This is a genomic window from Amycolatopsis ultiminotia (assembly GCF_039536925.1).
GTDB lineage: Bacteria > Actinomycetota > Actinomycetes > Mycobacteriales > Pseudonocardiaceae > Amycolatopsis > Amycolatopsis ultiminotia.
In genome coordinates this window covers 53,155-78,589 of sequence record NZ_BAAAZN010000019.1, presented here as the reverse complement: position 1 = coordinate 78,589, position 25,435 = coordinate 53,155, and the positions used below count along the sequence as shown (strand labels likewise).

Genomic DNA, 25,435 nt, shown 5'->3' with positions numbered 1-25,435 from the left:
GGCTACAGCGTGTCGTCCAGCCAGTCGTAGATGCGGGCCGTGGCGAGGCGCTGGGCGCCGACGTGGCAGTGCGCGTCGGCTCCTTCCTCCGTGGTGAAGCTGAGCAGCGTCTTCGGACCGGTGAGCCGTTCGTAGAGCCGGCGTGGCTCCGACGGGGTTTCCGCGTCTCCGTTGAAGAACAGGTCGTCGGTGGCTTCGCAGACCAGCACCGGGCAGGTGATGCGCTCGGCCACGCCGCCGTCCAGGTGGTATTCGAAGTACTTCGCCAGGAACTCCCGGTCCGTCGCCGCGCCCATCACGTACCGGCCGTGGCCGGTCGCCCAGCGCAGGACCGGGTTCTCCGCCTTGCCACCGGCCAGCAGCGCGTCGAACTCCGGATCCTCGGCGGCGTTCGCCCGCCGGACGATCTCCTCCCGGTCCCACGGCAGCATGCCGACGACGCTGCCCGCCGCGTCGAACACCCCGTCCACCGCGACCACCGCGGCAAGCCGTGGTTCGAACGCGGCCGCGCGCGGTGCCAGCACACCACCCATGCTCACCCCGAGCAGCGCGACCTTCGCCGGATCCACCCCCGGATCGGCGAGCGCGAAGTCGAGCACCTGGCCCACGACGTGCTCCCAGTCCGTCCGGAACACCAGCCCGGAATGGTGGATGGCGCTCGGCTGGCCGGGTCCGTCGAAGGCCAGCACGTGGTAGCCGCGTTCCTGCCCGGCCGCGGCGCCGAAGAAGTGCAGCTCCTCGGAACTGCCGTCGAAACCGTTGTGCATCACCAGCAACGGCCGCGGTCCCGCGCCCGGCGCGCGGTAGAAGTACCCGTGCAGCACCTGGCCGTCGTACGGGATCTCGACCGGCTCGACGCCCGGCAGCGACTCGACGACGCGGTGGAAGCATTCCACGCTGCGGTCGTAGGCGTAGTCGATGCGCGGGTCGTCCGGGTTGCCGTGCAAGAAGAACTCGGCCGCGCGGTAGTACGTGGACGCACGCAGGTACGCGTCGCGCGCGCTGATCGGATGTGCGGTGGCGGCTTCCCCGGCAAGCCGCTCGGCGGTGCTGAGCCAGGCATCGTGCCAGCTGTCGTAGTCGCCCGGCTCGATCCGCGAGGCGGTGACCACGACCTCGCCGAACTCCGCGCCGCCGTAACTGATGTGGCCGAACATCCGCTGCGTCTCGAACCAGAACTGGGCGTCGTCCTCGAAGAGCAGTTGCTTCACCGGAGCTCCTCTTCGGCGAAAGTGCGGAAATCACGGGCAGGCCTTCCGGTGACCTGCTCGACGGTGGTGGTGACGCGGTCCTCGGCGCCGGCCCGGATGCCCTCGTCGAGCCCGGCGAGCACTTCCGCGAACGCCGTCGGGATGCCGTCGTCGGCCAGCCGCCGGATCTGCTCGGCGGTGCCGACGGACCGGTGCGTGACCGGATGTCCCAGCCGCTGCGTGACGAGCACGGCGGCCTCGGCGTAGCTGAGCGCCCGCGGACCGGTCAGCAGGTGCTCGGTGTTGTGCGGCTCCGGATCGAGCAGCGCGCGGACCGCGACCGCGGCGATGTCGTGCGCGTCGATGAACGCCACCCGGCCGTCCCCGGTCGCGGTCACGATCTCGCCTTCCCGTGCCCCACGCGCGACCAGGTGGTCACCGGTGAAGTTCTGCATGAACCAGGACGGCCGCAGGACCGCCCAGCCGGGCTGCCTCCGCACGAGGCGGTACAGCTCGCCCAGCCCCGGGGTGTGCTCGTCCACCGCGGACGAACTGAGCAGCACCACGCGTGCCTCCGGTGCGTGCGCAAGGAACGGTTCGACCAGCTGCCCCGGCGCGACCGCCCCGAGCGGCGGGACGACGTAGACCGCGGAGACGCCCTCGAGCGCCGGTCCGTAGGTGCCGGGGTCGGTCCAGTCGAAGCGGATCTGTCCCGGCTCGACCGGGTTGCGCGTCGCCGCCCGGACCGGCACCCCCTCGTCGCGCAGGCCACGCAGGACCCGGCTGCCGGTGGTGCCGGTGGACCCCAGTACCAGGACGTCAGACACCGGTGTTCCCCAGGATCTCCTGCACGGCCAGCGGGCTCCAGTAGTCGCGGTAGTGCCGGATGAGGCCGTCGCGCACGGTCAGCACCGCGATGTAGCGCAGCCGGTACGGCTGCTGCGTCGCGACCGCCACCCCGGCCACCTCGAACTCGGCGATGGTCACCTCCGGATCGGTGGTCTCGTACACGGTCTGCGAGACGATCTCGCGGATGTCGAGCTTCTCCGGGTAGTCGTGCAGGTAGCCGTCGATCGCGGTGCGGCCCTCGATCCGCTCCGGCTGCCCCGGCGCGGCGAACGGGAACTCGAACACCGCGTCCTCGGCGAACAGCTGCACGAACCCGCTCATGTCGTGCTGGAGCAGCAGGCCCAGCGCACGGTCGATGATGTTCACGCATTCTCCTCTGAAGTGAACGAGACGGTACCGTCTCGACCACAAGGTACACGAGACGGGACCGTCTCGTCCACACGCTAGACTGCGATCATGACTCCACGCCGGACGCCCACCGGGGCCGCGGTACTGCAACCCGAGGTCACCCGTGCCATCACCGAAGCGGTGCTCGACGAACTGGCCGAGGCGGGCTACGGCAGGCTTTCGATGGAGGCAGTCGCGAAACGAGCAGGCGTCGGCAAGAGCGCGCTGTACCGGCGCTGGCCGTCGAAGGAGGAGATGATCGCCGCGGTCGTCGCGGATTTCAGCGTGCACCGCGCCCCGAGCCCGGACACCGGCACCCTGCGCGGCGACGTCCTCGCGTCACTGCAGGCCGTGTACGAGTGGATCACGCACCCACGATTCTCCCGGATACTGCCCGACCTGATCAGCGAAGCCGGGCGCAACGCGGAAATAGCCGATTTCGCCCGCGTCGCGATCGGCGGTCCCCGCCGCGACCTCGCCCGGGTGGCCTTCACCCGCGCAATCGAACGCGGCGAACTCCCCGCGGACGCGAACCTGGAAATGGCCATGGACCTGATCGCGGGGCCGATCTACTGGCGGCTGATCGTGCGGCGCGCCGAGGTGGCGGAAGGCTATCTGGAGGAAGTGACCGACCTGGTGCTGCGCGCGCTGGGCGCGGCCGAACGGGGTTGACGGCCCGGCAGATCTCCTCGTCCGGCGCCCGGCCGTCGGCCGCGCTCAGGCCGGCTACGCCCGCTCGGGTTCGCCGGTCACGCGGTCGATCCGGGCGCCGAGGCGGTTCAGGTTCTCCACGAAGTGCGGATAGCCGCGGTCGATGTGGAAGACGTCCCAGACCTCGGTCACGCCGTCCGCGCACAGGCCGGCGAGCACCAGGCCCGCGCCTGCCCGGATGTCGGAGGCCCATACCGGGGCGCTGGAGAGCCGCTCGACGCCGCGGACCACCGCGTGGTGGCCGTCGGTGCGGGCGTCGCCGGAAAGCCGGATCATCTCCTCGATGAAGCGGAACCGTGCCTCGTAGACGTTTTCGGTGATCATCGACGTGCCCTCGGAGATCGCGGACAGCGCCACCGCGAACGGCTGCAGATCGGTGGCGAACCCGGGGTAGGGCAGGGTCACCCAGTCCACCGCCTTCGGCCGCTCCGGCTGCACCACGCGAAAACCCTTGTCGTCGAACGTGGTCACGTCCGCACCTGCCAGGCGCAGCTTGTCCAGGATCAGGTCGAGGTGGTGCGGGTTGACCCCGCGCACGGTGAGGTCGCCACGCGTCATCGAGGCGGCGAACGCCCACGTCGCGCCCACGATCCGGTCGCCGATCACCCGGTGTTCGGTCGGCCGCAGCTGCTCCACACCGTGCACGGTCAGCGTGGACGTGCCCGCACCCTCGATCTTCGCGCCCATCTCGGTGAGCATCGTGCAGATGTCGGCGATCTCCGGTTCGCGCGCGGCGTTGTCGATCACCGTGGTGCCCTCCGCGAGCACGGCAGCCATCAGGATGTTCTCGGTGGCGCCGACGCTCGGGAAGTCCAGCCAGATCTGCGCGCCGAGCAACGTCTCGGCCTTCGCGACCACACAGCCGTGCTCGATGGTGCTCGTGGCGCCGAGCTTGCGCAGGCCGTTCTGGTGCATGTCCAGCGGGCGCGAGCCGATCGCGTCGCCGCCGGGCAGCGCCACCACGGCCTGCTTGAGCCTGCCCACCAGCGGACCGAGCACGCAGACCGACGCGCGCAGCTTGCCCATCGCGGCCGAATCGGCCCGGTGCGACAGCTCCGCCGGGGTCGTGATGCGGGCGGTGTCGCCGTCGATCTCGACCTCGCAGCCGACGCTGCGCAGCACGTCGCCCATCAACGGGACGTCCAGGATCTGCGGGCAGTTGGTGATGGTCGTGGTGCCCTCGGCCAGCAGGGCCGCGGCCATCAGCTTCAGCACGCTGTTCTTGGCGCCGACGACGTCGACCTCGCCGACCAGCCGTGCCCCGCCGTGCACGTCGAAGTGCTCGCTCATGGCCGCCAATCATGCCCTCTCGCCCAGTTTTGCCCGACGCCGGGCCAGGTAGAGTCGCCTCCATGGTCGTTCGCATCAACCGCGTGTACACGAAGGTCGGCGACAGCGGCAGTACTGCGCTCGGCGACGGCTCCCGGGTGCCGAAGACCTCGGCGCGGCTGGCCGCGTACGCGGACACCGACGAAGCCAACTCCGTGCTCGGCCTCGCCGTCGCACTCGGCGGGCTGACCGACGAGATCGCCGGTGTGCTGCGCCGGATCCAGAACGACCTGTTCGACGTCGGCGCCGACCTGTGCCTGCCGGTGCAGGACGATCCGCCGTACCCGCCGCTGCGGATCACCGAGGACTACCTGACACGGCTCGAGGGCTGGTGCGACGACTTCAACGAGCGGCTGCCGAAGCTCACGTCGTTCATCCTGCCGGGCGGTACCGCGGGCGCGGCCTACCTGCACCAGGCACGCACGGTCACCCGTCGCGCGGAACGCTCCGCGTGGGCGCTGCGGGAAGCCGAGCCGGAAACCACGAACCCGTTCGCGGCCAAGTACCTCAACCGGCTGTCCGATCTGCTGTTCATCCTCGCCCGGCTGGCCAACCCGGACGGCGACGTGCTCTGGCAGCCGGGCGGCTGACTTCCGTCCGGCGAGTACGGAAACCGTTCGGAGGGCGGGATGATGGGCAAGACCGGTACCGGGTTGCTCGTGGGTGCTTCGGCCGTCGCCGCGGCCGGGTTCGCCGGCGGCGGATGGGCGCTGCGGAACCTGAAAACCTACGACCGGGCGCGGGCCCGGACGAGGTCCGCGGGTTTCGTGGAAAAGCAGGTGTCGATCGACGGGTCCACGATCAACTACGCCGCAGGCCCGGCGGGCGGCAAACCGCCGCTGGTGCTGATCCACGGACAGGCGGTCGACTGGCAGAACTACGCTCCGGTGCTGCCCGCGCTCGCCGAGGACTTCACCGTTTTCGCCGTCGACGTGCACGGCCACGGCAAATCCGGACGAGCGCCGGGCAAGTACTCCGCGGCGGCGATCGGGACCGACCTCGCCCGCTTCGTCGAGCGGGTGGTCGGCGCGCCAGCCGTGGTCTCCGGGCACTCCTCAGGTGGCCAGCTGGCGGCCTGGCTGGCCGGGAACCGGCCCGATCTGGTCCGGGCCGCCGTACTGGAAGACCCGCCGCTGTTCACCACGCTGCTGCCGCGTGCCGAGAAGACCTGGAACTGGGTCGACCTCGCCACGACCTGCCACGCCTTCCTGGAATCCGGCGAAACCGACTGGACCGCCTACAGTTTCGCCCATCAGAAGCTCTGGGATTTCTTCGGCGGCGGCGCGGAGCGCATCGTCCGGTCCGGACTGGCCCGGCACACCAAGCATCCGGACCGGCCGATCACGCTGTTCTTCATGCCGCCGAGCTGGAACGACCTGCAGCGCGCAACCACCGCTTACGACCCGCGCTTCGGCGAAGCGTTCTACACCGGCCGCTGGGACGAGGGCTTCGACCACGAGCGGACTCTCCGCACGATCGAAGCGCCCACCACGCTGATCCACGCGAACTGGACCTACGGGGCGGGCGGGATCCTGCAGGGAGCACTCGACGACCAGGACGCCCAGCGGATCGTCTCGCTGATCGGCGACGGGGAACTCGTGAAGGTCGACAGCGGCCACAACGTCCACGGCGAGCAACCCGCTCGCTTCACCGAGGTGGTCCGCGCGATCAAGGCCAGGCTGCGCTGATCAGCAGGCTCTTGGCGGCCGTCGCCCCGGTTGGTGCGGACGCCCTTCCCGCCACGACCACCGCACGACCCGATCCGCGATCGTGGCGTCGACCAGCACCTCGGCGCCAGTCGCTCGCCGAGACCAGCCCGGCACCCTCGATGCGCCGGCCGGGAACCCGGTCCGGCTCAGGCCCGCCGCTGGGCAGCCCAGTAACGTTCGTAATCGACGTTCCAGGTCGAATCCTGGCCCGCGTTCACGTCGTGGGTGCTGGTGGTGTCCGCAAGCCGGATGGGCTCGGGCAGTGTGGCCCACTCCCGCTGCCGCTCGCTGCGATCCTCCGCGTCCATGGCACCAGGGTAAGCGCGTTCCGGATCTGCGGCACGGATCAGGAAGCCCGGGGCAGCCGCTGCCCGGGTGGTGCGGACTCCAGCCAGGACAGGAACCCGGTGAGCGCACCCGGGCCCATCGCGATCTCGATCGCTTCCTGGGCGGACGACGCGCAGCGCAGCACGGTCGAGCCCTCCGGTACCGCGTAGGCCTCCGACCCGGACGGATCCCGCCGGTCGGCGATCTGCATGCTCTCCCGCTGGAACACCCGGTCCGGACCGCTGCGCAGGCTCCAGACGCGGTACCAGACGAACTCGTCGCCCTCGTACCGGCCGAGCCCGAGGTGCCAGCTCGATCGTGGATCATCCGGACGCCACCGCAACGCGACGCTCACGCCACCGCCCCGGCGCATCCGGATCCACCGCTGGCCGTACCAGCCCACCACGACAACGAGCACGATGACCAGCGCCAGCACCACGATGGCGATCTCCACGGCCTGGCCCCCGCTCGTCGTTCGGTCAGACCGACTGTCCGGCCGCGCGAAGCTGGGCTGTTGCCCGCGTTCGCTCCGCCTCGTCGTCGGCGTTCAATGCCGCCTTTGCCGCGGCCACGTCGATCTCGTCGGACAGCTCGGCGCTCTCCGCGAGCACACTCACCCCGGTCGCGGTGACCGACAGGAAGCCGCCGTGCACGGCCGCGGTGAGGATCTCGCCGTCGGTCGTGGTCACCTTCACCACGCCACCCTCGACGAGCTGGCCGAGCACCGGCTCGTGACCGGGCAGGATGCCGATCTCGCCCTCGGTGGTCTGCGCCACCACGTAAGTGGCGGTACCCGACCAGAGCCGGCGCTCGACGGCCACCAGCTCCACGGACATCTCAGCCACGTAGCACTCCTTCGCTCGGGGTGTCACCACCGAGTGTAATAGGTCCGGCTCCGGTTACCAGAACGGCGGGGTCATCAGTCCACAATGGACTTCTGCCCCCGCCGTCCACCGGAAGTCACTTCTTGGTGATTTCCTGGTACTTCTTCTCGAGGTCCTCCAGACCACCGATCCCCAGGAACGCCTGCTCCGGGTAGTGGTCGAAGTCGCCCTTGGTGATCCGGTCGAACGATTCGATGGTCTCCGACAGCGGCACGGTCGAACCGGGGATCTGCGTGAACGCCTCGGCGACGAGCATGTTCTGCGACAGGAACCGCTCGATCCGGCGCGCCCGCTGCACGGTGAGCTTGTCCTCTTCGGAAAGCTCGTCCATGCCGAGGATCGCGATGATGTCCTGCAGCTCCTTGTACTTCTGCAGGATCCGGATGACCTCGGAGGCGACCCGGTAGTGGTCCTCACCGACGATGGCCGGGTCGAGGATCGTCGAGGTCGAGGCCAGCGGGTCCACCGCGGGGAAGATGCCCTTCTGGAACACCGACCGGGAAAGCTCGGTGGTGGCGTCCAGGTGCGCGAACGTGGTGGCCGGCGCCGGGTCGGTGTAGTCGTCCGCGGGCACGTAGATCGCCTGCATCGAGGTGATCGAACGGCCCCGGGTCGAGGTGATCCGCTCCTGCAGCTGGCCCATCTCGTCGGCCAGCGTCGGCTGGTACCCCACTGCCGAAGGCATCCGGCCGAGCAGGGTGGAGACCTCGGAACCGGCCTGGGTGAACCGGAAGATGTTGTCGATGAACAGCAGCACGTCCTGGTTCTGCACATCGCGGAAGTACTCCGCCATGGTCAGCGCGGACAGCGCGACCCGCATCCGGGTGCCCGGCGGTTCGTCCATCTGGCCGAAGACGAGTGCGGTGTCGTTGATGACGCCGTCCTCGGACATCTCCAGGAACAGGTCGTTGCCCTCACGGGTGCGCTCACCGACCCCGGCGAACACCGAGGTACCACCGAAGTTCCTGGCGACCCGGGTGATCATTTCCTTGATCAGCACCGTCTTGCCGACCCCGGCACCGCCGAACAGGCCGATCTTGCCGCCCTGCACGTACGGGGTGAGCAGGTCGACGACCTTGAGGCCGGTCTCCAGCATCTCCGTCTTGCCCTCGAGCTGGTCGAAGGGCGGCGGGTTGCGGTGGATACCCCAGTGCTCGAGGTCCTCGCCGTAGCCGGGCTCGTCAAGGCATTCGCCCAGCGCGTTGTAGACGTGGCCCTTGACCTTGTCGCCGACCGGCACGCTGATCGGGGCACCGGTGTCGGTGACCTCGGCACCGCGGACGAGGCCGTCCTGCGGCTGCAGCGAAATGGTGCGGACGAGGTTGTCGCCGAGGTGGCTGGCGACCTCGAGGGTCACCGTCTTGCGCAGCTGCTCGAACTCGATGTCGACCTTGAGCGCGCTGAACTGGTCGGGCACGGAACCGCGCGGGAACTCGACGTCGACGACCGGCCCGGTCACCGAGACGATGCGCCCCTTGGCGCGGGGGGCTTCAGTACTGGTCATCAGTCATCACTTCCTGCTGCGGTGAGCGCGTTCGCGCCACCGACGATTTCGGAGATCTCCTGCGTGATCTGCGCCTGCCGGGCCTGGTTCGCCTCCCGCGTCAGCGTGTTCACCAGCTCGTTCGCGTTGTCCGAGGCGGCCTTCATCGCCGTGCGGCGGGCCGCCAGCTCGGAAGCCGCCGACTCCAGGAAGGCCGCGTACAGCCGGGTGTTGATGTACTTCGGCAGCAACGCGGCCAGCAGCTTGTCCGCACTCGGTTCGAACTCGTAGCTGGGCAGCAGGCCCGCGGGCTTCTCCTGCTCGCCCTCGGAGTACTCGACCTCGAGCGGCGCAACGCGCCTTGCGGTCGGGCGCTGCGTCAGCATCGACACGAACTCGGTGTAGACGACGTGCACCTCGTCCACCCCGCCGGTGCTGCCCGGCTCGCCGGCAGGCGTACCGGAGAGGAACGAGCTCACCAGCGTCTCGCCCGCCTCGACCGCGTCCACGTAGGACGGCTGGTCGGAGAACCCGGTCCAGCTGCCCGCGACCTCGCGGCCCCGGAACCGGTAGTAGCCGAGTCCCTTGCCGCCGGTCACGTAGACCTCGGGCTCCTTGCCTTCCGACCGCAGCAGCGCGAGCAGCTCCTCGGTCGCCTTCAGCACGTTGGCGTTGTAACCACCGCACTGGCCCTTGTCACTGGTGACGACGAGGACCGCGGCCCGCTTCGGGTTCGGGCGCTCGACCAGCATCGGGTGGTCGAGGTTCGCCGCCGCGCCGGCCAGCGCGGAGAGCACCTTGGTGATCTCGTCCGCGTACGGCCGGGAAGCGGCGACCTTCGCCCGCGCCTTGGTGATCCGCGCGGTGGCGATGAGCTCCATCGCCTTGGTGATCTTGCCGATCGACTTCGTCGCCTTGATCCGCGAGCGAAGTTCCCGGAGTTGTGCGGGCATGGGCTACCAGCTCACTTCTTCGGAGCGGGCTTGTTGACCTTGACGGTCTCCTGCCCGACCTTGTCGGCGTCCATCGCGTCGGCGGTCTCGGCCAGCGCCTTGCCCTCGGCGGTGGTGAACTCCTTCTTGAACTCGTTCACCGCCGCGACCAGGGCGTCGCGGGTCTCCGGGGAGAACTTGCCGGTGTCCTTGATCGCGCCGAGCACCTCGGCGTGCTTGCGCCGGGCGGAGTCGAGGAACTCGTGGTTGAACCGGCGCACGTCCTCGGTCGGGACCGAGTCGAAGTGCCCGTTCGTGCCCAGGAACACCGTGGCGACCTGCTCCTCGACCGGGATCGGCGAGTACTGCGCCTGCTTGAGCACCTCGTACAGCCGGACCCCGCGGTCGAGCTGCGCCTTCGACGCGTCGTCCAGGTCGGAGGCGAAGGCGGCGAACGCCTCCAGCTCGCGGTACTGCGACAGGTCGATCCGGAGCGAGCCGGAAACGTCCTTGAGCGCCTTGACCTGTGCGGCACCACCCACGCGGGAGACCGAGATACCCACGTCGATGGCCGGGCGCTGACCGGAGTTGAACAGGTCCGACTGGAAGAAGCACTGACCGTCGGTGATCGAGATGACGTTGGTCGGGATGTAGGCCGACACGTCGTTGGCCTTCGTCTCGATGATCGGCAGCCCGGTCAGCGAGCCTGCGCCCAGCTCGTCGGAGAGCTTGGCGCACCGCTCGAGCAGGCGGGAGTGCAAGTAGAAGACGTCGCCGGGGAACGCTTCGCGGCCCGGCGGGCGGCGCAGCAGCAGCGAGATCGCGCGGTAGGCGTCGGCCTGCTTGCTGAGGTCGTCGAACACGATCAGCACGTGTTTGCCCTCGTACATCCAGTGCTGGCCGATGGCCGAACCGGTGTAGGGGGCGATCCACTTGAAGCCGGCGGAGTCCGAAGCCGGGGCGGCGACGATGGTGGTGTACTCCATCGCGCCCGCGTCCTCGAGCGACTTCTTGACCGAGGCGATCGTGGAGCCCTTCTGGCCGACCGCGACGTAGATGCAGCGAACCTGCTTCTTCTCGTCGCCGCTTTCCCAGTTGGCCTTCTGGTTGATGATCGTGTCGATCGCGACCGCGGTCTTGCCGGTCTTGCGGTCACCGATGATCAGCTGGCGCTGGCCACGGCCGACCGGCGTCATCGCGTCGATCGCGGTGATCCCGGTCTGCAGCGGCTCGGCCACCGGCTGGCGCTCGACCACCGAGGCGGCCTTGACCTCCAGCGGGCGCCGGGTCGTGGTCTCGATCTCGCCGAGGCCGTCGATGGCCTGCCCGAGCGGGTTGACGACCCGGCCGAGGTAGCCGTCGCCGACCGGCACCGAGAGGACCTGTCCGGTCCGCTTGACCTGCTGGCCTTCCTCGATGCTCTCGAAGTCGCCGAGGATCGCGGCACCGATCGAGCGCGCGTCCAGGTTCAGCGCCACGCCGAGGATGCCGCCCGGGAACTCGAGCAGCTCGTTGGCCATGGCCGAGGGCAGCCCCTCGATGTGCGCGATACCGTCACCGGCGTCGACGACGACGCCGACCTCTTCCCGCTCCACCGAAGGGGCGTAACTCGAGACGTAGTTCTCGATCGCGTGGGCGATCTCGTCCGAGGAGATCGTCAGCTCCGCCATTTCGTTCCCGCTCTCGCTTCAAGTTCTGTCAGTGTGCAAAGTCTGTTGTGCCGACCGGTCGGCGCGTCAGGCCCGGCTCAGCCTGCGGCGCAGTGCCGCGACCTGACCGGAGGTGCTGCCGTCGATGACCTCGTCCCCGACCCGGACGACGAGTCCGCCGCCGAGTGCGGGATCGATCTCCACGTGCAGCGCGATCGGCCGCCCGTAGATTCCGTCGAGCTTGGCCGAAAGCCTGCTCCGCTGCTCTTCGCTGAGCTCGTTGGCGCTGGTCACGTACGCGACCGAGCGCTGACGTCGCTCGGCGGCGAGTGCGACCAGCTTGTCCAGCCCGTTGCCGACACCGCGGCCCTTCGACCGGCGCACGGCCTGCTCGACCAGTGTCTCGGTGACCACGTCGACCTTGTCCGCGAACAGCCCGCGCACGAGCGTCCGCTTCGCGTCGGCGGGAGCGGTCAGGTCGGACAGCGCGGCCTCGAGCTCGGGCGAGCCCGCGACGATCCGCGCGATCTGGAACAGCTGGGATTCGACGGTCTCGACGGCCCCGGACTGCTCGGCCGCGGTGAGCAATGCCGAGCGGCCGAGCGATTCGAGCCCGTCCACCAGCTGACGGGGGCTGGACCAGCGGCTGCCCGCCACGGTGTCGAGCACCTTCAGGGCCGGTTCGCTCAGCTTCGCCTCGAACAGCCGGCGGATCAGGCCCCGGCGGCTGTCCGGGTCGACCGAAGCGTCACCGAGCGCACGGCGCAGGCCGATCTCGCGGTCAAGGAGGTCGACGACCGACAGCAGCTCGTCACCGACCGCCGAGGGATCGGCTCCCGCGTCGGCCAGCACCTCGCCGAGACGCGTCCCGGCGAGGTCGAGCGCTTCCCGGCTCGCAGCATGCAGCGTCATCTCTGGTCTACTTCCCCGCTCCGTTGGTGGCCCCGGCCGGCTCCAGTTCCGCGAGGAACCGGTCGACGGTGCCGCGACGGCGCGCCTCGTCCTCGAGCGACTCGCCGACGATGCGGCTGGCCAGCTCGACCGCGTTGCGGCCGAGGTCGGCCCGCAGCTCGGCGACGATCTGCGCCTTCTGGGCCTGCAGCTGGGCCTGCCCCTGCGCGACGATCCGCTGCGCCTCGGCCTCGGCCTCGGTCCGCAGCTCCGCCTTGATCTGCTCGGCCTCGAGCCGCGCGTCGTCCCGGATCTTCGCGGCTTCGGACCGGGCATCGGCCAGCTGCGCCTTGTACTCGGCGAGCGACGCCTCTGCCTCGGCCTGGGCCTTCTCGGCCCGCTCGATGCCGCCCTCGATCTTCTGCGCCCGCTCCTCGTACGTGGCCTCGAAACGGGGCACGACGTACTTCTTGAGGATGAACAGCAGGATCAGGAACGCGACGATGCCGAGGATCAGCTCCGAGATATCCGGAATGATCGGGTTGCTGGCTTCCGCCAGTACCACTTCGGTCTTCAGCACAACGTCTCCTTAAGCGAGAGCAGACGACTCAGGCGGAGGCGATGAAGTAGATGACGATACCGATCAGGGCGAGCACCTCGGTAAGCACGAAGGTGGAGAAGCCGATGCCCTGCAGCTTGCCCTGAGCCTCCGGCTGGCGCGCGGTGCCGTTGATGACGGCGGCGAAGATCAGGCCCACACCGATGCCGGGGCCGATCGCGCCCAAGCCGTAGCCGATCGCGGCGAGGCCGGCATTGATGTTGGCGGGCTCGGCGGCCTGGGCAAGGAGGATGTTGCTCACGTGCGTTTCCCTTCACTTCGGTCCGCGCACTCACGCGGATCGGGGCTTCTGGTTTTCTCAGTGCTCCGCGGACAGCGCAGCGCCGATGTACCCCGCGGAGAGCAGGGCGAAGATGTAGGCCTGCAGGACCTGGATGAAGGCCTCGAGGAAGGTCATCAGGATGGCCATGATCCAGGCCACCAGTGACACCGGCTTGAGCGCCCAGCTCGACGTCTCGGTCAGCAGGAACGTCCCACCCAGGGTGAAGACCGCCAGGATCAGGTGCCCGGCGAACATCGCGGCAAACACCCGGATGGCGAGCGTGAGCGGGTTGAGGAAGAACTTCTCCGCGAACTCGATCAGCGCGAACAGCGGCAGGACCGGCTTCGGCACGCTCGGCGGAGCGAGTTCCTTCTTGAAGTAGCCCGCGAACCCGTGCCGCTTGAACCCGACGTAGTGGTAAACGGGGTACACGACGAGGACCGACAGCGCGATCGGGAAGCCGAACCGAGCCATGGTCGGGAACTGGAGGACGGGAATGATCCCGTACAGGTTGTTCAGTAGCACGAAGGTGAACATCGCGAAAACCAACGGCACGAACGGCTTGAAGTCCTTCGAGCCGATCTGCTGGCGCGCGATGTTGTTGCGGCTGAAGTCGTAGATCGACTCGGCGACGAACTGGCCCTTGGTCGGCACCAGCTTCAGCTTCCGCGTGGCAAGCAGGAAGTACGCCGCGATGATGATCACCGAGAGCACCACGAGCAGCATCGGCTTGGTGACAAAGCCGAACAACGGCGGCAACTCGAAACTCTCGGCACCGGGTGGCGAGAACACCGCACCTTCGGCCAGTACCAGCGCGCTCACTGCGCTCCTTCCGGTTCTCCCGGCCGGCGTTCACTCCGCCGGGGGAATCGTCACGATCTGGACTTAACGTACCCGATACGTTTCGGGACGCCGGAGGCGGCTTACCCACTGTGCGCAGAACACGGGATGACGCTCTGCACACCGGGGATGTCTCGCGTGAACACTGCCCTGCGGTCTACTTCGGACCAGCGGCCTAACGAGGAGAACCAGTCGGTCGCCACACTGCTGATCGCGGTTTCGTCGAGGGAGCGTGCGGCCGAGGCCGCCACCCATGAAGCGGACCATACCAGCAGGTCAATCGGTGCCGTACAGGCGTACTCCTAACCAGCCGAACGGCCGAGGACCTAGGTCCCGGGCCGGTCCGGGACCAGCGTCTCGAACCGGACGGAAGCTCAGCTGCCCGCCGGGATGATGGCCGGGATCTTGGTGCGGCGGAACGCGGCGAACTCGACCGCGGCGGCCACCAGGATCGCGACGATCATCGTGACGCCGAGGGAAAGCGGGTGCAGCGCGGTCACTCCCTTGAGCAGGCTTAGCGCGGCGAACAGCACGACCACCTTCACCACGTACCCGCCGAGTGCGATGACCATCACGAACATCGGGTCCTGTCCCGCGCTGAACCGCATCAGGCCCAGAGTGGACAGTGAGGCCAGCAGCGCCAGCGCCCCGCCCACGAGCGAACCGAGGAAACCGGGCTGCCCGAACACGATGCTGAACACGACGATGCAGAGCAGCACCGCGGGCGGGGTCAGCAGCAGCGAAGCCCGGGTCATCGCGCGGGCCGCCTTCTGCACCACGGCGGCGTGCGGGTTCTCGGTCTCGGTCTCGCTCACACCTGGCTCCCTGGTCGGTTCGACCGGCCAGTATAGCCGCCGGTCCGGCTCAGACTCCGGGGCGGTGCCGGGCACGCAGCCGCGGTACCAGCGACACCAGCGCGGCCAGCACCAGCACCGCGCCGATCACCCAGAAGACCACCGCGCTGTCGAACAGGGTCACCGAGACCGCGCCGAACGCCAGGATGCCTGCCCACAAGTAGATGAGCAGCACCGCGCGGCGCTGCGAATGGCCGATCTCCAGCAACCGGTGGTGCAGGTGCATCTTGTCCGCGGCGAACGGGCTCTGCCCGCGCCGGGTCCGCCGGATCACCGCGAGCACCAGGTCCAGCACCGGCACGAAGAGCACCGCGACCACGACCACCAGCGGCGAGAGCAGCGCCAGCGCGTCCGAGGCGGAGAAGCGGGTGTAGCTGACCCGTCCGCTCGCCGACGTGGTGGCACCGGCGAGCATCAGGCCGATCATCATCGACCCGGAATCGCCCATGAAGATCTTGGCGGGCTGGAAGTTGTACGGCAGGAAGCCCAGACACGCGCCGGCGAGCGTGGCCGCGATGAGCGCGGGCGGGTAGGAGCCGACGTCGCCGCCGGCGTTGTCGAGAAGGCCGAGGGAGAACGCGCAGGTGGCCGACGCCGCGATGAAACCGAGCCCGCCGGCCAGCCCGTCGAGGCCGTCGACGAAGTTCATCGCGTTGACCATCACCACGACCATCACCACGGTCACCAGTGCGCCCTGGTTCTTGTCCAGCACCAGCAGCGAACCGAAGGAATCGCCGGTACCGCCCCACGGCACCCAGAACGACACCCACTGCACGCCGAAGATCACCAGGATCCCGGCGCACATCACCTGTCCGGCGAGCTTCGTCCAGGCGTCCAGTTCGAACCGGTCGTCGAGCACCCCGATGAGGGCGATGACCCCGGCCGCGAGCAGCACGCCGACCGCGTCGAGCGAGGCGTCGAACCCGTGGCTCAGCGCGGGCAGCTGGTGCGCCAGCCCCATCGCCGCGGCCACCCCGAGGTAGATGCCGACGCCGCCCATCCGCGGGATCGGCGTGACGTGCACGTCCCTGGCCCGCGGGTTCGCGATCGCGCCGATCCGGATCGCGACCTTGCGCACGACCCCGGTCAGCAGGTACGTCACCGCGGCCGCGGTGAGTGCGACCAGGAGGTACTCCCGGATGGGCAGAAGTCCTTGCACTGCAGGCATGCCGCGTCACACCTGCCGGGGGGTCGGAGTCACCGCGTCACGCTACCGCGCCCGGATTCCGGCCCGAGCGCACGGCGGTCACCCTGCCCGCGCTCAGCCGAGCGCATCCGCGGGCACGCCGATGACCTCGGCGATCGCCGCCCTGGTCACCTCGCCCTCGCGCAGCACCACCGGATTGTCCCCGGTGAGGTCGACGATCGAGGACGCCACCGGCTCACCGCTGGACCCGCCGTCGAGATACACCGCGACCGTGTCGGCGAGCTGGTCCTGTGCCTCGGCGGCGGTCGCCGCCGGCGGGCGGCCGGACACGTTCGCACTCGACACGGCCATCGGGCCGACGTCGCGCAGCAGCTCCAGCGCGACCGGATGCAGTGGCATCCGCAGCATCACGGTGCCGCGCGAGTTCCCGAGGTTCCACTGCAGACTCGGTGCGTGCGGCAGCACGATCGACAGGTCACCCGGCCAGAACGCCTCCACGAGTGCCCGTGCCTGCGGCGGCATGCCGAGCACCAGGCCGTCCACAGTGGACCACGAACCGACGAGCACGCCGACCGGCATGTCCGGACCGCGGTTCTTGGCGCGCAGCAGAGCCTGTACCGCGCCGGCGTCGAAGGCGTCCGCACCGATGCCGTACACGGTGTCGGTGGGCAGGACCACCAGGCGGCTCGACCGCACTGCGGCGGCCGCGGCGGCCAGCCCTTCGGCTCGGGATTCCCGCTTGCTGCAGTCGTACACCGCACTCATGCCGCGAAGCCTAGCCCTCGCTCGACGGGCTGCCGCCGCCGTGGCACCTCAGAAGCCGATCGCGGTGCAGGTGGCGGTGGCCGTCTCGGCCGGGTCCGCGATCGACGTCGCAGTGAGCTGGACGCGTGCGGTGTGCGCCGCGCCGTCGGTGCGCTTGGCGTAAACGGGCACCTCGGCCGTGCCGCCGAACTTCGCCGTCGCCAGTTCGTTCGGCAGCCGGACCTGCCAGCCGGGTGTGCCGGTGCGCGCGCTCAGCCGGTAGGTGTCGGTGTCGTACGGCGCCTTCGCGCCACCGGCCGATCCGGGGTTGACCAGCGGGAAGTCGCAGGTGGCCAGTCCGCCGGCGGTGAACGCGGGCGGTGCCGGCCACAGCCGGGCGGCGCGGGTCTGCGGCCCGGAACCGTCGAGTGAGGCGACCGTGACGGAGTAGGACAGCACGCCGCGCGAATCCCGGTCGAGGTCGGTCACCAGGAAGTGCAGCCGGTTGGCCTCGTCGGTGTACTCGTAACCGCCGGAGGCGCCGGTGCCTGCCTTGAACGCGGCGTCGTTCAGCTGCCGGTAGTCGCCGATGGTGACCTTGACCGGCGTGCCGTCCGGGCGCACGTAGTCGGTCAGGCCGATGTCCTGCGGGTTGGCGTCCACGATCCATTCGAACGGGGCGTCGTCCGCCTTCTTGGTCTTGGCCAGCAGCACGCCGGAATCGGGCGTGAAGGAATCCGACCCCATCCGGTCGACGACCTCGAGGCTGTAGCCGTCGTAGCCACCGCCGTCGCAGCGCGGGTCGGTCGCCTGGTCACAGGCGGGTTGGTGGTCGCCGCCGGTGAGCGCGACGGTGAGACCGCGGTGCGCACCGGGTGCCGGCGCCGCCTCGCGGGCGGTGATCCGCGCGGTGACCGGGCCGGTCGAGGCGAGCCGGTTCCGGTCGAGCTGCAGCACCTCGTCCGGATCCACGATGCCGAGCTTCAGCTTGGTGCGCAGCATGTGCTGCGCACCCATCGAACCGCCCTCGGTGGCCGGGATCCGCCACCGGGTGTGCGGACCGCCGGGTCCGTTGAAACTGCCGCGGGACAGCATTTCCCACGGTCCGGTGTAGCTGCGCTGCGGTGGCTCGCCGAACGGGTTGTTGTAGTTGTCCCCGATGCCGAGGATGTGACTGAACTCGTGCGCGAACACGGCCTGCCCGGAGCTTTCCGCCTGGGTCGACGATCCGTCCGCCGCATTCGGCCACAGGCTCGACGCCGACGCCCAGGACGTCCACGGCACGTACCGGGTGCCGGCGGTGTTCGGCCCGCCGTCCGGCGGGCCGAACTCGTCCGGCACCTGCTCCGGCGCGGCGAACTTCATCTCGCCGAACTCCTGCCAGGTGGAACTCTCGTCCTGGCCGGCGGAGAGGAAGAAGACGAAGTCGAACCGGTCGGCCACCTCCGCCCCGACGTCGGCCCGCCACGCGGCCTCGGCGTCGAGCCGCAGGTTGCGCGCGCAGTTCGCACCGGCCGGGCACGCGTCCGGCTGGAACTCCATGCCGTATTCGAAGGACTTGCCCGGCATCCGGTACGGCCCGAACGCGGTGAGGTCGACGCCGAGCCTGCCGCCGGAGTCCTCCATCCAGTACTCGTTGATGGTGTGGCCGTGGTTGAGCGGCTGGGGTTTGTTGAGGAAATCCTGGTAGTACTGCGCGAGTTCGCCGCGGGCGAGCCCGCTCGCGGCCGGGTCCGGATTGCCGAACACGGTGGCGTGCGGTGACTTGGTGACCACGAAGTCCTGGTCCGGGTAGTCGGTGAGGACGACCGCACCGCGGAACGTGCGGTCGGTCGGCTCGCGGGCCGGATCGGCCCAGTCCGTGCCCGGGACCGCGCGGTAGTCGTCCCAGGTCATCGCCGCCTGGTCGGCCCAGCGCGCGGCGTCGAGCGGCGCGGGCCAATCCCGGGTGTGCGGATCGGCCGCTGCGGTCCCGGCCACCAGCCCGGCGCCCAGCAGCACCGCCGCGGCGAGCGAACCACCGCGGGAGAACGCCTTCCTGACCCGGCCCATCCGCACTCCTCACGATCGGAACCCGCCGACCGACGCTAGCGCCGCACACCACACACGAGACCGAACTCCACCCCGCTGCCGCACGACGAAAGTGGGACGAAGAGACCGAACAGACCCGAACCGAACCCGTCCCGCTGCAGTACCCGCCCGAGCCCAGCCGACCCACGCACCACAAACGAGTGCGGCCACACCCACACCGCACGCCGACCGGGTCCGCCCAAGTCCGAGCCACGCCGGACGCCTACCGAGCCGCCCGCGCCGGGCGGTGAGGACGGCGGTTGCGGCTCAGCCCAGGCGCCGGGCAGTGACGAAGCGGGGCCGGCCGGTCAGGTCGGGGTGGTCCTCGACCCCGGACAGCACGCGGCGGGCACGTACCAGTGCCGGAACCGCCGAGCTGTGCGTGTCGTCGTGTTCGATGGCCAGGCCGCCGCCGGGGCGGAGCAGGCGTGCGGCGGTCGCGATGGCGTGCCGGATCACCGCAAGGCCGCTTTCCGCGGCGAACACCGCGCGGGCCGGATCGTGTTCGCCGACCTCGGGGGGCACCGGGGTGCCCTCCGGGACGTACGGCGGATTGCACAGCACCAGGTCGACCAGGCCGTCCAGTTCGGCGAACATCGTCGGGTCGGAGATGTCGCCGGAATACAGCCGGATCGGGGTGTTGCCTGCGTCGGCGTGCACGTCCGCGTTGTGCCGGGCCCAGGCGAGCGCCTGCGCGTCCACATCGACCGCGTACACCACCGCATCCGGGCGTTCGTGCGCCACCGCCAGCGCCAGCGCGCCGGAACCGGTGCACAGGTCCACCACCACCGGATACTCACGGCCCTGCAGCAGCTGCACGCCCCACTCGAGCAGCAGTTCGGTCTCCGGGCGCGGCACGAACACGCCCGCGCCGACGTTCACCGTGACGTTCCCCAGCGCCGCCCATCCGGTGAGGTGCTGCAGCGGGATGCGCTTGGCCCGCTGCGCGACCAGCTGCCCGATCGCCTCGATCACCGGCGGGTCGACCAGCGGCACCATCGGCAACCGGCCGCGCTCCACCCCGAGCACGTACGCGGCGATCTCGTCCGCGTCCGCCCGTGGCGAGCCGACGCCCGCCTCCTTGAGGATCCGGGTCGCCTCCATGATGGCCAGGCGCAGCGGCTGCCGATTCACTGGTGTTCCTTCACTCGTCGGACCTGACACAGCAGGGGTGCCGCCAAGGGTATCGAGCCCGGCGCGGCATCGGGTGCCGCCTGGCCGGGACGGGCCGCGGCGACTTACCGGCCGGGACGGGCCATCTCCTAGACTCGGCCCGTGCGACACAGGGAACTGCGCTTCGGCCTCGCGGTCTTCGCCGCCTCGCTGGCTCTGCTGCTGGTGCGGTTCCTGGTCCCGCGCCCGGTCGGGATGGCGGACAACGGCGACGGCTGGCGGTTGCTGTGCAAACTCGGCGGACGGCAGCTCGACCGGCCGTCGGAGGGTTTCGTGCGGTTCAGCTACGGCCCCGCGCCGCCGTGCGACTCCGCCTACGTGTCCAGTCAGAGCTGGCTGGACTGGGCGGCGAGCAAGATCGGCAGCCTGTTCGGCGCGGCCGGGGTGCTGAATCTGGTCGTGCTGGGCGTACTGACCTGCGTGCTCGTCGCGGCCGCGGTCACCGCCACCGTGCTCGGGCTCGATCTGCGCGGGCGCAACCGCGTGCTCGCCACCGCGCTGCTGTTGCTCGTGCTGGGCGACTCGGCGTTCTTCGGCTACTTCGCCTCGGTGCTCAGCGAAGGCTCCGCGTTCCTCGGCATCCTGCTGATCTGCGGTGGCCTGCTGCTGATGCACCGCCACCGCGGCGCGCGCTGGGCAGGCGCCGCGGTGACCGTCCTCGGTGGACTGATCGGGCTCAACGCCAAATCGCAGACCCTGGTGCTCATCCCGCTTTTCGTGCTCGCGGTACTGCTGGTCCGGCCGGCCGGTGCGCGCGGCAAGGCACGGTGGCCGTTGCCGCTTGCGGTGCTCGTGATCGTCGGTGCCGGCACCTTCGCCATGCAGGCACAGGGCGATCCGGCCAACGCGGAGTACCGGCAGGCCAACATGTACAACGCGATCTTCAGCTCCATTGTGGACGGTAAGCACGATACGAAGGGTGACCTCGCCGCACTCGGGCTGCCGGAGTCGTTCGCGAAGTACATCGGCACCGGCTGGTGGAACGCGAACGCCGCCTGGCACGACCCGCGCTACCCGCAGTACGAAGACCGGATCAGCCGTCGCAATGTCGCGCACTACTACGCGACGCATCCGGGGCGGGTGACCGAAATCCTCCAGCAGGGCGGGGTGAACACGCTGACCGCGCGCCCGGACAACCTCGGCAGTTTCGGCGAACGGTCCGGTCAGCCGCGACTGTCCAAAGAGTACCGGGTGCCGGTGTTCTCCGGACTGTCCGCGCTCGCCGCGCCGCTCGGGCTGTTCGTGCTGGTACCGATCTGGGTGCTGGTCGCCTGCGCCGGGGTGCGTGCGTTCCGGGTGCGACGGCGGGAGTACGGGATCGTGCTGTTCCTGCTGTTGTTCTTCGCAGTGGGCCAGCTCGGGCTGTCCGCGCTCGGCGAGGGCGTCGAGGGCGTGAAACACCAGCTGCTCACGCTTTTCCCGACGGTGCTGTCGATCGTGTTCGGGATCCTCAGCCTGCTTCCCCGCGCCCCGCGCACTCCGGCCGAGCCGGAGCCTGCCGACGACCGGGACCCGCGGACCGAGGTGCTCGCCGCGCAGGTCCGCTGACGCCGGCGCTCAGCCTGCCTGTTCGAGCCGTTCCGCACGGTCGGCGACGGCCAGTGCGTCCAGCACGCCGTCGAGTTCGCCGTCGAGGACCTGGTCCAGGTTGTAGGCCTTGTAGTTCACCCGGTGGTCGGAGATCCGGTTCTCCGGGAAGTTGTACGTGCGGACCCGCTCCGAACGGTCCACTGTGCGCACCTGCGAGCGCCGGGCGTCCGAGGCCTTCGCGGCGGCCTCCTCCTCGGCGATCGCCTGCAGCCGCGCCTGCAGCACCTGCAGTGCGCGGGCCCGGTTCTGGATCTGCGACTTCTCGTTCTGGCAGGACACCACGATGCCGGTCGGCAGGTGCGTGATGCGCACCGCGGAGTCGGTGGTGTTCACACTCTGCCCACCGGGGCCGGACGAGCGGAACACGTCGATCCGCAGGTCGTTCGGGTCGATCTCGACCTCGACCTCCTCCGGCTCCGGGTAGATCAGCACGCCGGCCGCGGAGGTGTGGATCCGGCCCTGTGATTCGGTGGCGGGCACCCGCTGCACGCGGTGCACGCCGCCCTCGAACTTCAGCCGCGACCACACGCCGTCGACGTCCGCGCTCTTGCTCTTGACCGACAGCGTGGCGTCCTTGAACCCGCCGAGGTCGGAGTCGGTCGAGTCGAGTACCTCGGCCTTCCAGCCGTGGCGTTCCGCGTAACGCAGGTACATCCGCAGCAGGTCGCCGGCGAACAGCGCGGACTCCTCGCCGCCCTCGCCGGACTTGATCTCCATGACGACGTCCGAACCGTCGTAGGGATCGCGCGGCAGCAGCAGTTCGGTGAGTTTCTCTTCGAGCTGCGGGACCTGCGCGGCCAGCTCTTCGGCTTCCACGGCGAACGCCGGGTCCTCGGCAGCGAGTTCCCTCGCCGCGGTGAGGTCTTCGCGGGTCTGGTCCAGTTCGCGCACGGTGCGCACCACCGGGCTCAGCTCGGCGTAACGCCGGCCCAGCTTGCGGGCACGGGACTGGTCGGCGTGCACGGCCGGATCGGCCAGCTCCTGCTCCAGCCGCGCATGCTCGTCGAGCAGCCCCTTGAGCGAACTCGAATCCACTTCGCCGCCTACCTCTCGCACACCGCCCGGACAGAACAACGGCGCCCACCCCGCGTGGGGTGGGCGCCGTCGGTCGAGCTACTTGGCGTCGGTCTTCGTCCGCTTGCCGTAGCGCTTCTCGAACCGGGCGACCCGGCCACCGGTGTCCATGATCTTCTGCTTACCGGTGTAGAAGGGGTGGCAGTTGGAGCAGATCTCGACGTGGATCTGACCCGAGTCCTTGGTGCTGCGGGTGGTGAAGCTGTTCCCGCAGTTGCACGTCACCGAGGTGGTCACGTATTCGGGGTGAATACCGCTCTTCATGGTGTCCTCTCTCGTTGGCCCCGGGTCCCCGGTGATGGGGTGAACCGGTGCCGGACTTCAGCGGATCATTGTGCCAGACGCGCTGGCGAGGGCTGCAACGCACCCTGGTGACCAGGTATTCCCCCGCTCCGGCCACGGTGCGTAGCGGTCGGCGTGGCAGATTGTACGGTTCTTGTACCTTCCGGCGCGATCCTCCTGTCAGTCCGTGAATCACGCACCGACAGGAGGTCCGGACAATGCGCAAGACCGCCCTGCTCGTCCGGCTGGCGAAGCCCGTCGCGGTGGCCGCAGTGGCCGCGGCCGCGGTGCTCGCCGCCCCGGCCGCGAACGCGAGCACCACCCTCACCGCCGCCGACGTCCATCCCGCCGCGGGCACGTTCTCCGTGCTGCCCGAGGCAGCCGTCGACGGCTCCGGCGACGGCACCGCGGCCGGTGCAATCGCCTGGTACAAGGCGCACCTGGGCAACACCGGCTGGGAACACTACTGCGAGAAGGCCGCGGAGAACTCCTACGGCACCACCGGTGTGTGGGCCTCGGCCAATGCGCACTGGAACGGTGCCAGCCCGAAGCACACCAGCGGCACCCCGCCGGTGGGTTCGTTCGTGTACTGGAACATCAGCGCCTACGGGCACGTCGGCATCGCAGACGGCAACGGCGGCTTCTACGCCACGAGCGTCGGCGGCAAGATCGGCCACGGCAGCTCCACGAGCTACTTCAGCAACTACCGGGGCTGGACCCCGGCCTCGGTTCCGCACCAGTAACGCCGCACCGCCATCCCCGACGCGGCGGAAACGGGGCAGGGCTCGTCGCCGGAGCTGCTCCCGGCTGGGAGCCCTGCCCCGGAAATGCGGCCGGGCATGGTGAAACTGTCACACAGCGATGGCATTCCGCGGACATGCGCGGGCCACAGTGGCACGCATGCGCTTCCGATCTTTCGCGCTGCCGCTCGGTTTCGCCCTGACCGTCACGATGGCCGGTGCCAGTCCCGCGCCTGCCATCGTCGGCGGCTCCGAGTCTGCGCAGCCCTATTCGTTCATGGTTTCCCTGCAATACGATTCGCCCCGCCCGGACGGACACCGCTGCGGCGGAGTGCTCATCGGGCCGCAGTGGGCGCTGACTGCCGGGCACTGCGCCAACACGCCGACCGGCGTGACCACAGGTGTCCCGCGCGGCTGGCAAGTCCGCGTCGGTTCCTCGGACCCCGCCACCGGCGGCGAGCTCGTCGACGCCGACAAGTTCTACCGGCGGCACAACACCTACAACCCGCCCGGCGAAGACCTCACGCTGCTGCACCTGCGCAGCCCGGTCCGAGCCGAACCGGTGCGGCCGGCCACCGCCACTCCGGCCCCCGGCACCGCGGTCCGCCTCCTCGGCTGGGGCGCAACCTCGACCTCCTGCGGTGATTTCACCGATCCGGTCTGCTTCCCCCGCGCACTGCACGAGGCGGACACCGTGGTGCAGCCGCTGACCCAATGCTGGGACGACGACGGCACCACCCTTCCGCTGTGCATCGGCAGCCGGGAACCGCAGGTCGGGCCCGCGAACATGGATTCCGGCGGACCGGCGTTGCTCCGCGAGGACGACCACTGGCGGCTGGCCGGGACGGTGATCGGTTCCGGTATCCGCGGCGTCGCCATGCCGGACATGTACACCGACGTCAGCAAGAACGCGGACTGGATCAACGGCATCGTCAGCGGCACCGCCGTCCCTCCGGACTCCCCGATCCCGAACGTCGAAGGCACCGCCAGGATCGGCGCCTGCCTCGGCTCGGTGATCCGGCCCCGCACCGCGCGGCCGGACGACCCCGCGCTCGCATTGACCAACGGACACTGCATCCAAGGCGACCGTCCGGCACCGGGAACAGCGGTGGCCGACCAGCCGGCCGGCTTGGACCAGCCGGTCCCCATCGCCGACCGCGCGGGCTATCCGCAGACCACCGCACGCGCCACCCGGCTCGTCTACGCGACGATGACCGGGACCGACATCGCGCTGTACCGGCTGGACAAGACCTACGCCCAGTTGTCCGCCGAGGGCGCCAAGGTCTTCGGGTTGGCGACCGCCCCGATGCGCGCCGGCGATCACCTCGCCATGGCCTACGAAAGCAACCGGCCACGGTGCACAGTGGCCGCCGTCGTGCCGCATCTGCGCGAAGGCGGCTGGCAGCAGGACAACTCAGTGCGGTACGCGCCCAGCGACACCTGTGTGAGCCGCCCCGGCTACTCCGGCACCGCGCTGCTGACCCCGGACGGGAACACCGTCGCGGGCATCAACAACACCAGCAATCGCGACGGTGCACAGTGCACGGACAACAATCCGTGCGAGGTCGGGCCGGACGGCACGATCACCGCGGCAAAGGGCCGCAGCTACGGCCAGCAGGTCGCGCCGCTCGCGGACTGTCTGGTCCCGGGTTCACGGCTCGCGCTGTCCCGTCCGGACTGCACGCTGACCAAGGCCTGA

The 25,435-nt window shown here is 69.7% G+C and carries 27 protein-coding genes; 6 read left to right on the top strand and 21 right to left on the bottom strand.

Features of this window, described 5'->3' with window-relative positions:
* Window positions 1–2: 2 nt before the first annotated feature.
* Genes ABD793_RS33505 through ABD793_RS33495 form a run of 3 tightly spaced genes read right to left on the bottom strand, consistent with a single transcriptional unit; the run spans window position 3 to window position 2,405 of the window.
* The gene (locus tag ABD793_RS33505; RefSeq protein ID WP_344867293.1) at window positions 3–1,211 is read right to left on the bottom strand and encodes an alpha/beta hydrolase family protein; all 1,209 of its coding nucleotides are present in this window, start codon (window positions 1,209–1,211) and stop codon (window positions 3–5) included.
* Window positions 1,208–2,017, bottom strand: coding sequence for a Rossmann-fold NAD(P)-binding domain-containing protein (locus ABD793_RS33500; RefSeq protein ID WP_344867292.1), 810 nt, complete (start codon window positions 2,015–2,017; stop codon window positions 1,208–1,210). The genes ABD793_RS33505 and ABD793_RS33500 overlap by 4 nt, the downstream gene beginning before the upstream one ends.
* A complete protein-coding gene (locus ABD793_RS33495) occupies window positions 2,010–2,405 on the bottom strand; it encodes a nuclear transport factor 2 family protein (protein ID WP_344867291.1) in 396 nt (131 codons plus the stop codon). The genes ABD793_RS33500 and ABD793_RS33495 overlap by 8 nt, the downstream gene beginning before the upstream one ends.
* Window positions 2,406–2,495: 90 nt before the next feature.
* On the opposite strand from ABD793_RS33495, the gene ABD793_RS33490 reads away from it, so the two are divergent.
* Entirely contained in the window at window positions 2,496–3,098 is a 603-nt protein-coding gene (locus ABD793_RS33490; RefSeq protein ID WP_344867290.1) for a TetR/AcrR family transcriptional regulator, read from the top strand.
* 54 nt (window positions 3,099–3,152) lie between these two features.
* On the opposite strand, the gene murA is transcribed toward ABD793_RS33490, so the two are convergent.
* Window positions 3,153–4,427 (bottom strand): UDP-N-acetylglucosamine 1-carboxyvinyltransferase, encoded by a 1,275-nt coding sequence (murA, locus tag ABD793_RS33485; RefSeq protein WP_344867289.1) that lies wholly within the window; start codon window positions 4,425–4,427, stop codon window positions 3,153–3,155.
* A gap of 62 nt (window positions 4,428–4,489) precedes the next feature.
* Between murA and ABD793_RS33480 the strand changes: the two genes are divergently transcribed.
* On the top strand, window positions 4,490–5,056 hold the full coding sequence (locus ABD793_RS33480; RefSeq protein ID WP_344867288.1) for a cob(I)yrinic acid a,c-diamide adenosyltransferase: 567 nt from the start codon (window positions 4,490–4,492) through the stop codon (window positions 5,054–5,056).
* A gap of 39 nt (window positions 5,057–5,095) precedes the next feature.
* Window positions 5,096–6,154, top strand: a complete 1,059-nt coding sequence (locus ABD793_RS33475; RefSeq protein ID WP_344867287.1) for an alpha/beta fold hydrolase — start codon at window positions 5,096–5,098, stop codon at window positions 6,152–6,154.
* Between the two features lie 167 nt (window positions 6,155–6,321).
* On the opposite strand, the gene ABD793_RS33470 is transcribed toward ABD793_RS33475, so the two are convergent.
* The 15 genes from ABD793_RS33470 to prmC form a co-directional block, all read right to left on the bottom strand.
* A complete protein-coding gene (locus tag ABD793_RS33470) occupies window positions 6,322–6,483 on the bottom strand; it encodes a hypothetical protein (protein ID WP_344867286.1) in 162 nt (53 codons plus the stop codon).
* A gap of 38 nt (window positions 6,484–6,521) precedes the next feature.
* Window positions 6,522–6,956 carry a DUF2550 domain-containing protein gene (locus tag ABD793_RS33465; RefSeq protein ID WP_344867285.1) on the bottom strand — a complete coding sequence of 145 codons (435 nt, stop codon included), beginning with the start codon at window positions 6,954–6,956 and terminating at the stop codon, window positions 6,522–6,524.
* Window positions 6,957–6,981: 25 nt separating this feature from the next.
* Complete coding sequence (locus tag ABD793_RS33460) at window positions 6,982–7,347, bottom strand: F0F1 ATP synthase subunit epsilon (RefSeq protein ID WP_344867284.1); 366 nt, start codon at window positions 7,345–7,347, stop codon at window positions 6,982–6,984.
* Window positions 7,348–7,462: 115 nt separating this feature from the next.
* Window positions 7,463–8,890 (bottom strand): F0F1 ATP synthase subunit beta, encoded by a 1,428-nt coding sequence (gene atpD / locus ABD793_RS33455; protein WP_344867283.1) that lies wholly within the window; start codon window positions 8,888–8,890, stop codon window positions 7,463–7,465.
* Window positions 8,890–9,822 carry a F0F1 ATP synthase subunit gamma gene (locus ABD793_RS33450; RefSeq protein ID WP_344867282.1) on the bottom strand — a complete coding sequence of 311 codons (933 nt, stop codon included), beginning with the start codon at window positions 9,820–9,822 and terminating at the stop codon, window positions 8,890–8,892. Before ABD793_RS33450 ends, atpD begins: the two co-directional genes overlap by 1 nt.
* An 11-nt stretch (window positions 9,823–9,833) precedes the next feature.
* Entirely contained in the window at window positions 9,834–11,471 is a 1,638-nt protein-coding gene (atpA, locus tag ABD793_RS33445) for a F0F1 ATP synthase subunit alpha (protein ID WP_344867281.1), read from the bottom strand.
* A 66-nt stretch (window positions 11,472–11,537) separates the two neighbouring features.
* A complete protein-coding gene (locus ABD793_RS33440) occupies window positions 11,538–12,362 on the bottom strand; it encodes a F0F1 ATP synthase subunit delta (protein ID WP_344867280.1) in 825 nt (274 codons plus the stop codon).
* Window positions 12,363–12,369: 7 nt separating this feature from the next.
* The gene (locus ABD793_RS33435; RefSeq protein WP_344867279.1) at window positions 12,370–12,921 is read right to left on the bottom strand and encodes a F0F1 ATP synthase subunit B; all 552 of its coding nucleotides are present in this window, start codon (window positions 12,919–12,921) and stop codon (window positions 12,370–12,372) included.
* Between the two features lie 28 nt (window positions 12,922–12,949).
* Window positions 12,950–13,201 (bottom strand): ATP synthase subunit c family protein, encoded by a 252-nt coding sequence (locus tag ABD793_RS33430; protein WP_344867278.1) that lies wholly within the window; start codon window positions 13,199–13,201, stop codon window positions 12,950–12,952.
* Between the two features lie 57 nt (window positions 13,202–13,258).
* The gene (gene atpB, locus ABD793_RS33425) at window positions 13,259–14,044 is read right to left on the bottom strand and encodes a F0F1 ATP synthase subunit A (protein WP_344867277.1); all 786 of its coding nucleotides are present in this window, start codon (window positions 14,042–14,044) and stop codon (window positions 13,259–13,261) included.
* A gap of 392 nt (window positions 14,045–14,436) precedes the next feature.
* Window positions 14,437–14,877 (bottom strand): Cg1360 family ATP-synthase-associated protein, encoded by a 441-nt coding sequence (locus ABD793_RS33420; protein ID WP_344867276.1) that lies wholly within the window; start codon window positions 14,875–14,877, stop codon window positions 14,437–14,439.
* Between the two features lie 49 nt (window positions 14,878–14,926).
* Window positions 14,927–16,084 carry a glycosyltransferase family 4 protein gene (locus ABD793_RS33415; RefSeq protein WP_344867275.1) on the bottom strand — a complete coding sequence of 386 codons (1,158 nt, stop codon included), beginning with the start codon at window positions 16,082–16,084 and terminating at the stop codon, window positions 14,927–14,929.
* Window positions 16,085–16,177: 93 nt separating this feature from the next.
* Complete coding sequence (locus tag ABD793_RS33410) at window positions 16,178–16,828, bottom strand: L-threonylcarbamoyladenylate synthase (RefSeq protein WP_344867274.1); 651 nt, start codon at window positions 16,826–16,828, stop codon at window positions 16,178–16,180.
* Between the two features lie 48 nt (window positions 16,829–16,876).
* Window positions 16,877–18,859 (bottom strand): M6 family metalloprotease domain-containing protein, encoded by a 1,983-nt coding sequence (locus ABD793_RS33405; protein ID WP_344867273.1) that lies wholly within the window; start codon window positions 18,857–18,859, stop codon window positions 16,877–16,879.
* Between the two features lie 285 nt (window positions 18,860–19,144).
* Window positions 19,145–20,011, bottom strand: a complete 867-nt coding sequence (prmC, locus tag ABD793_RS33400; protein WP_344867272.1) for a peptide chain release factor N(5)-glutamine methyltransferase — start codon at window positions 20,009–20,011, stop codon at window positions 19,145–19,147.
* A 141-nt stretch (window positions 20,012–20,152) separates the two neighbouring features.
* Between prmC and wsfD the strand changes: the two genes are divergently transcribed.
* Window positions 20,153–21,598 (top strand): glycan biosynthesis hexose transferase WsfD, encoded by a 1,446-nt coding sequence (wsfD, locus tag ABD793_RS33395; protein WP_344867271.1) that lies wholly within the window; start codon window positions 20,153–20,155, stop codon window positions 21,596–21,598.
* A gap of 9 nt (window positions 21,599–21,607) precedes the next feature.
* Here the strand turns inward: wsfD and prfA are convergent, their stop codons facing one another.
* Together prfA and rpmE are read right to left on the bottom strand one after the other, a co-directional pair.
* Window positions 21,608–22,675 carry a peptide chain release factor 1 gene (gene prfA, locus ABD793_RS33390; protein WP_344867270.1) on the bottom strand — a complete coding sequence of 356 codons (1,068 nt, stop codon included), beginning with the start codon at window positions 22,673–22,675 and terminating at the stop codon, window positions 21,608–21,610.
* 78 nt (window positions 22,676–22,753) lie between these two features.
* Complete coding sequence (rpmE, locus tag ABD793_RS33385; protein WP_344867269.1) at window positions 22,754–22,978, bottom strand: 50S ribosomal protein L31; 225 nt, start codon at window positions 22,976–22,978, stop codon at window positions 22,754–22,756.
* Window positions 22,979–23,214: 236 nt separating this feature from the next.
* Between rpmE and ABD793_RS33380 the strand changes: the two genes are divergently transcribed.
* Both ABD793_RS33380 and ABD793_RS33375 read left to right on the top strand, forming a co-directional pair.
* Window positions 23,215–23,739 (top strand): CHAP domain-containing protein, encoded by a 525-nt coding sequence (locus ABD793_RS33380; RefSeq protein WP_344867268.1) that lies wholly within the window; start codon window positions 23,215–23,217, stop codon window positions 23,737–23,739.
* 157 nt (window positions 23,740–23,896) lie between these two features.
* Complete coding sequence (locus tag ABD793_RS33375; protein ID WP_344867267.1) at window positions 23,897–25,435, top strand: S1 family peptidase; 1,539 nt, start codon at window positions 23,897–23,899, stop codon at window positions 25,433–25,435.

Excerpts from the sequence above, each read along its gene's own strand:
- ABD793_RS33490 (WP_344867290.1), top strand. The coding sequence starts at position 2,496 with ATGACTCCACGCCGGACGCCCACCGGGGCCGCGGTACTGCAACCCGAG.
- murA (WP_344867289.1), bottom strand. The coding sequence starts at position 4,427 with ATGAGCGAGCACTTCGACGTGCACGGCGGGGCACGGCTGGTCGGCGAG.
- ABD793_RS33480 (WP_344867288.1), top strand. The coding sequence starts at position 4,490 with ATGGTCGTTCGCATCAACCGCGTGTACACGAAGGTCGGCGACAGCGGC.
- ABD793_RS33475 (WP_344867287.1), top strand. The coding sequence starts at position 5,096 with ATGATGGGCAAGACCGGTACCGGGTTGCTCGTGGGTGCTTCGGCCGTC.
- ABD793_RS33470 (WP_344867286.1), bottom strand. The coding sequence starts at position 6,483 with ATGGACGCGGAGGATCGCAGCGAGCGGCAGCGGGAGTGGGCCACACTG.
- atpD (WP_344867283.1), bottom strand. The coding sequence starts at position 8,890 with ATGACCAGTACTGAAGCCCCCCGCGCCAAGGGGCGCATCGTCTCGGTG.
- ABD793_RS33450 (WP_344867282.1), bottom strand. The coding sequence starts at position 9,822 with ATGCCCGCACAACTCCGGGAACTTCGCTCGCGGATCAAGGCGACGAAG.
- atpA (WP_344867281.1), bottom strand. The coding sequence starts at position 11,471 with ATGGCGGAGCTGACGATCTCCTCGGACGAGATCGCCCACGCGATCGAG.
- ABD793_RS33440 (WP_344867280.1), bottom strand. The coding sequence starts at position 12,362 with ATGACGCTGCATGCTGCGAGCCGGGAAGCGCTCGACCTCGCCGGGACG.
- ABD793_RS33415 (WP_344867275.1), bottom strand. The coding sequence starts at position 16,084 with ATGCCTGCAGTGCAAGGACTTCTGCCCATCCGGGAGTACCTCCTGGTC.
- ABD793_RS33410 (WP_344867274.1), bottom strand. The coding sequence starts at position 16,828 with ATGAGTGCGGTGTACGACTGCAGCAAGCGGGAATCCCGAGCCGAAGGG.
- ABD793_RS33405 (WP_344867273.1), bottom strand. The coding sequence starts at position 18,859 with ATGGGCCGGGTCAGGAAGGCGTTCTCCCGCGGTGGTTCGCTCGCCGCG.
- rpmE (WP_344867269.1), bottom strand. The coding sequence starts at position 22,978 with ATGAAGAGCGGTATTCACCCCGAATACGTGACCACCTCGGTGACGTGC.
- ABD793_RS33380 (WP_344867268.1), top strand. The coding sequence starts at position 23,215 with ATGCGCAAGACCGCCCTGCTCGTCCGGCTGGCGAAGCCCGTCGCGGTG.
- ABD793_RS33375 (WP_344867267.1), top strand. The coding sequence starts at position 23,897 with ATGCGCTTCCGATCTTTCGCGCTGCCGCTCGGTTTCGCCCTGACCGTC.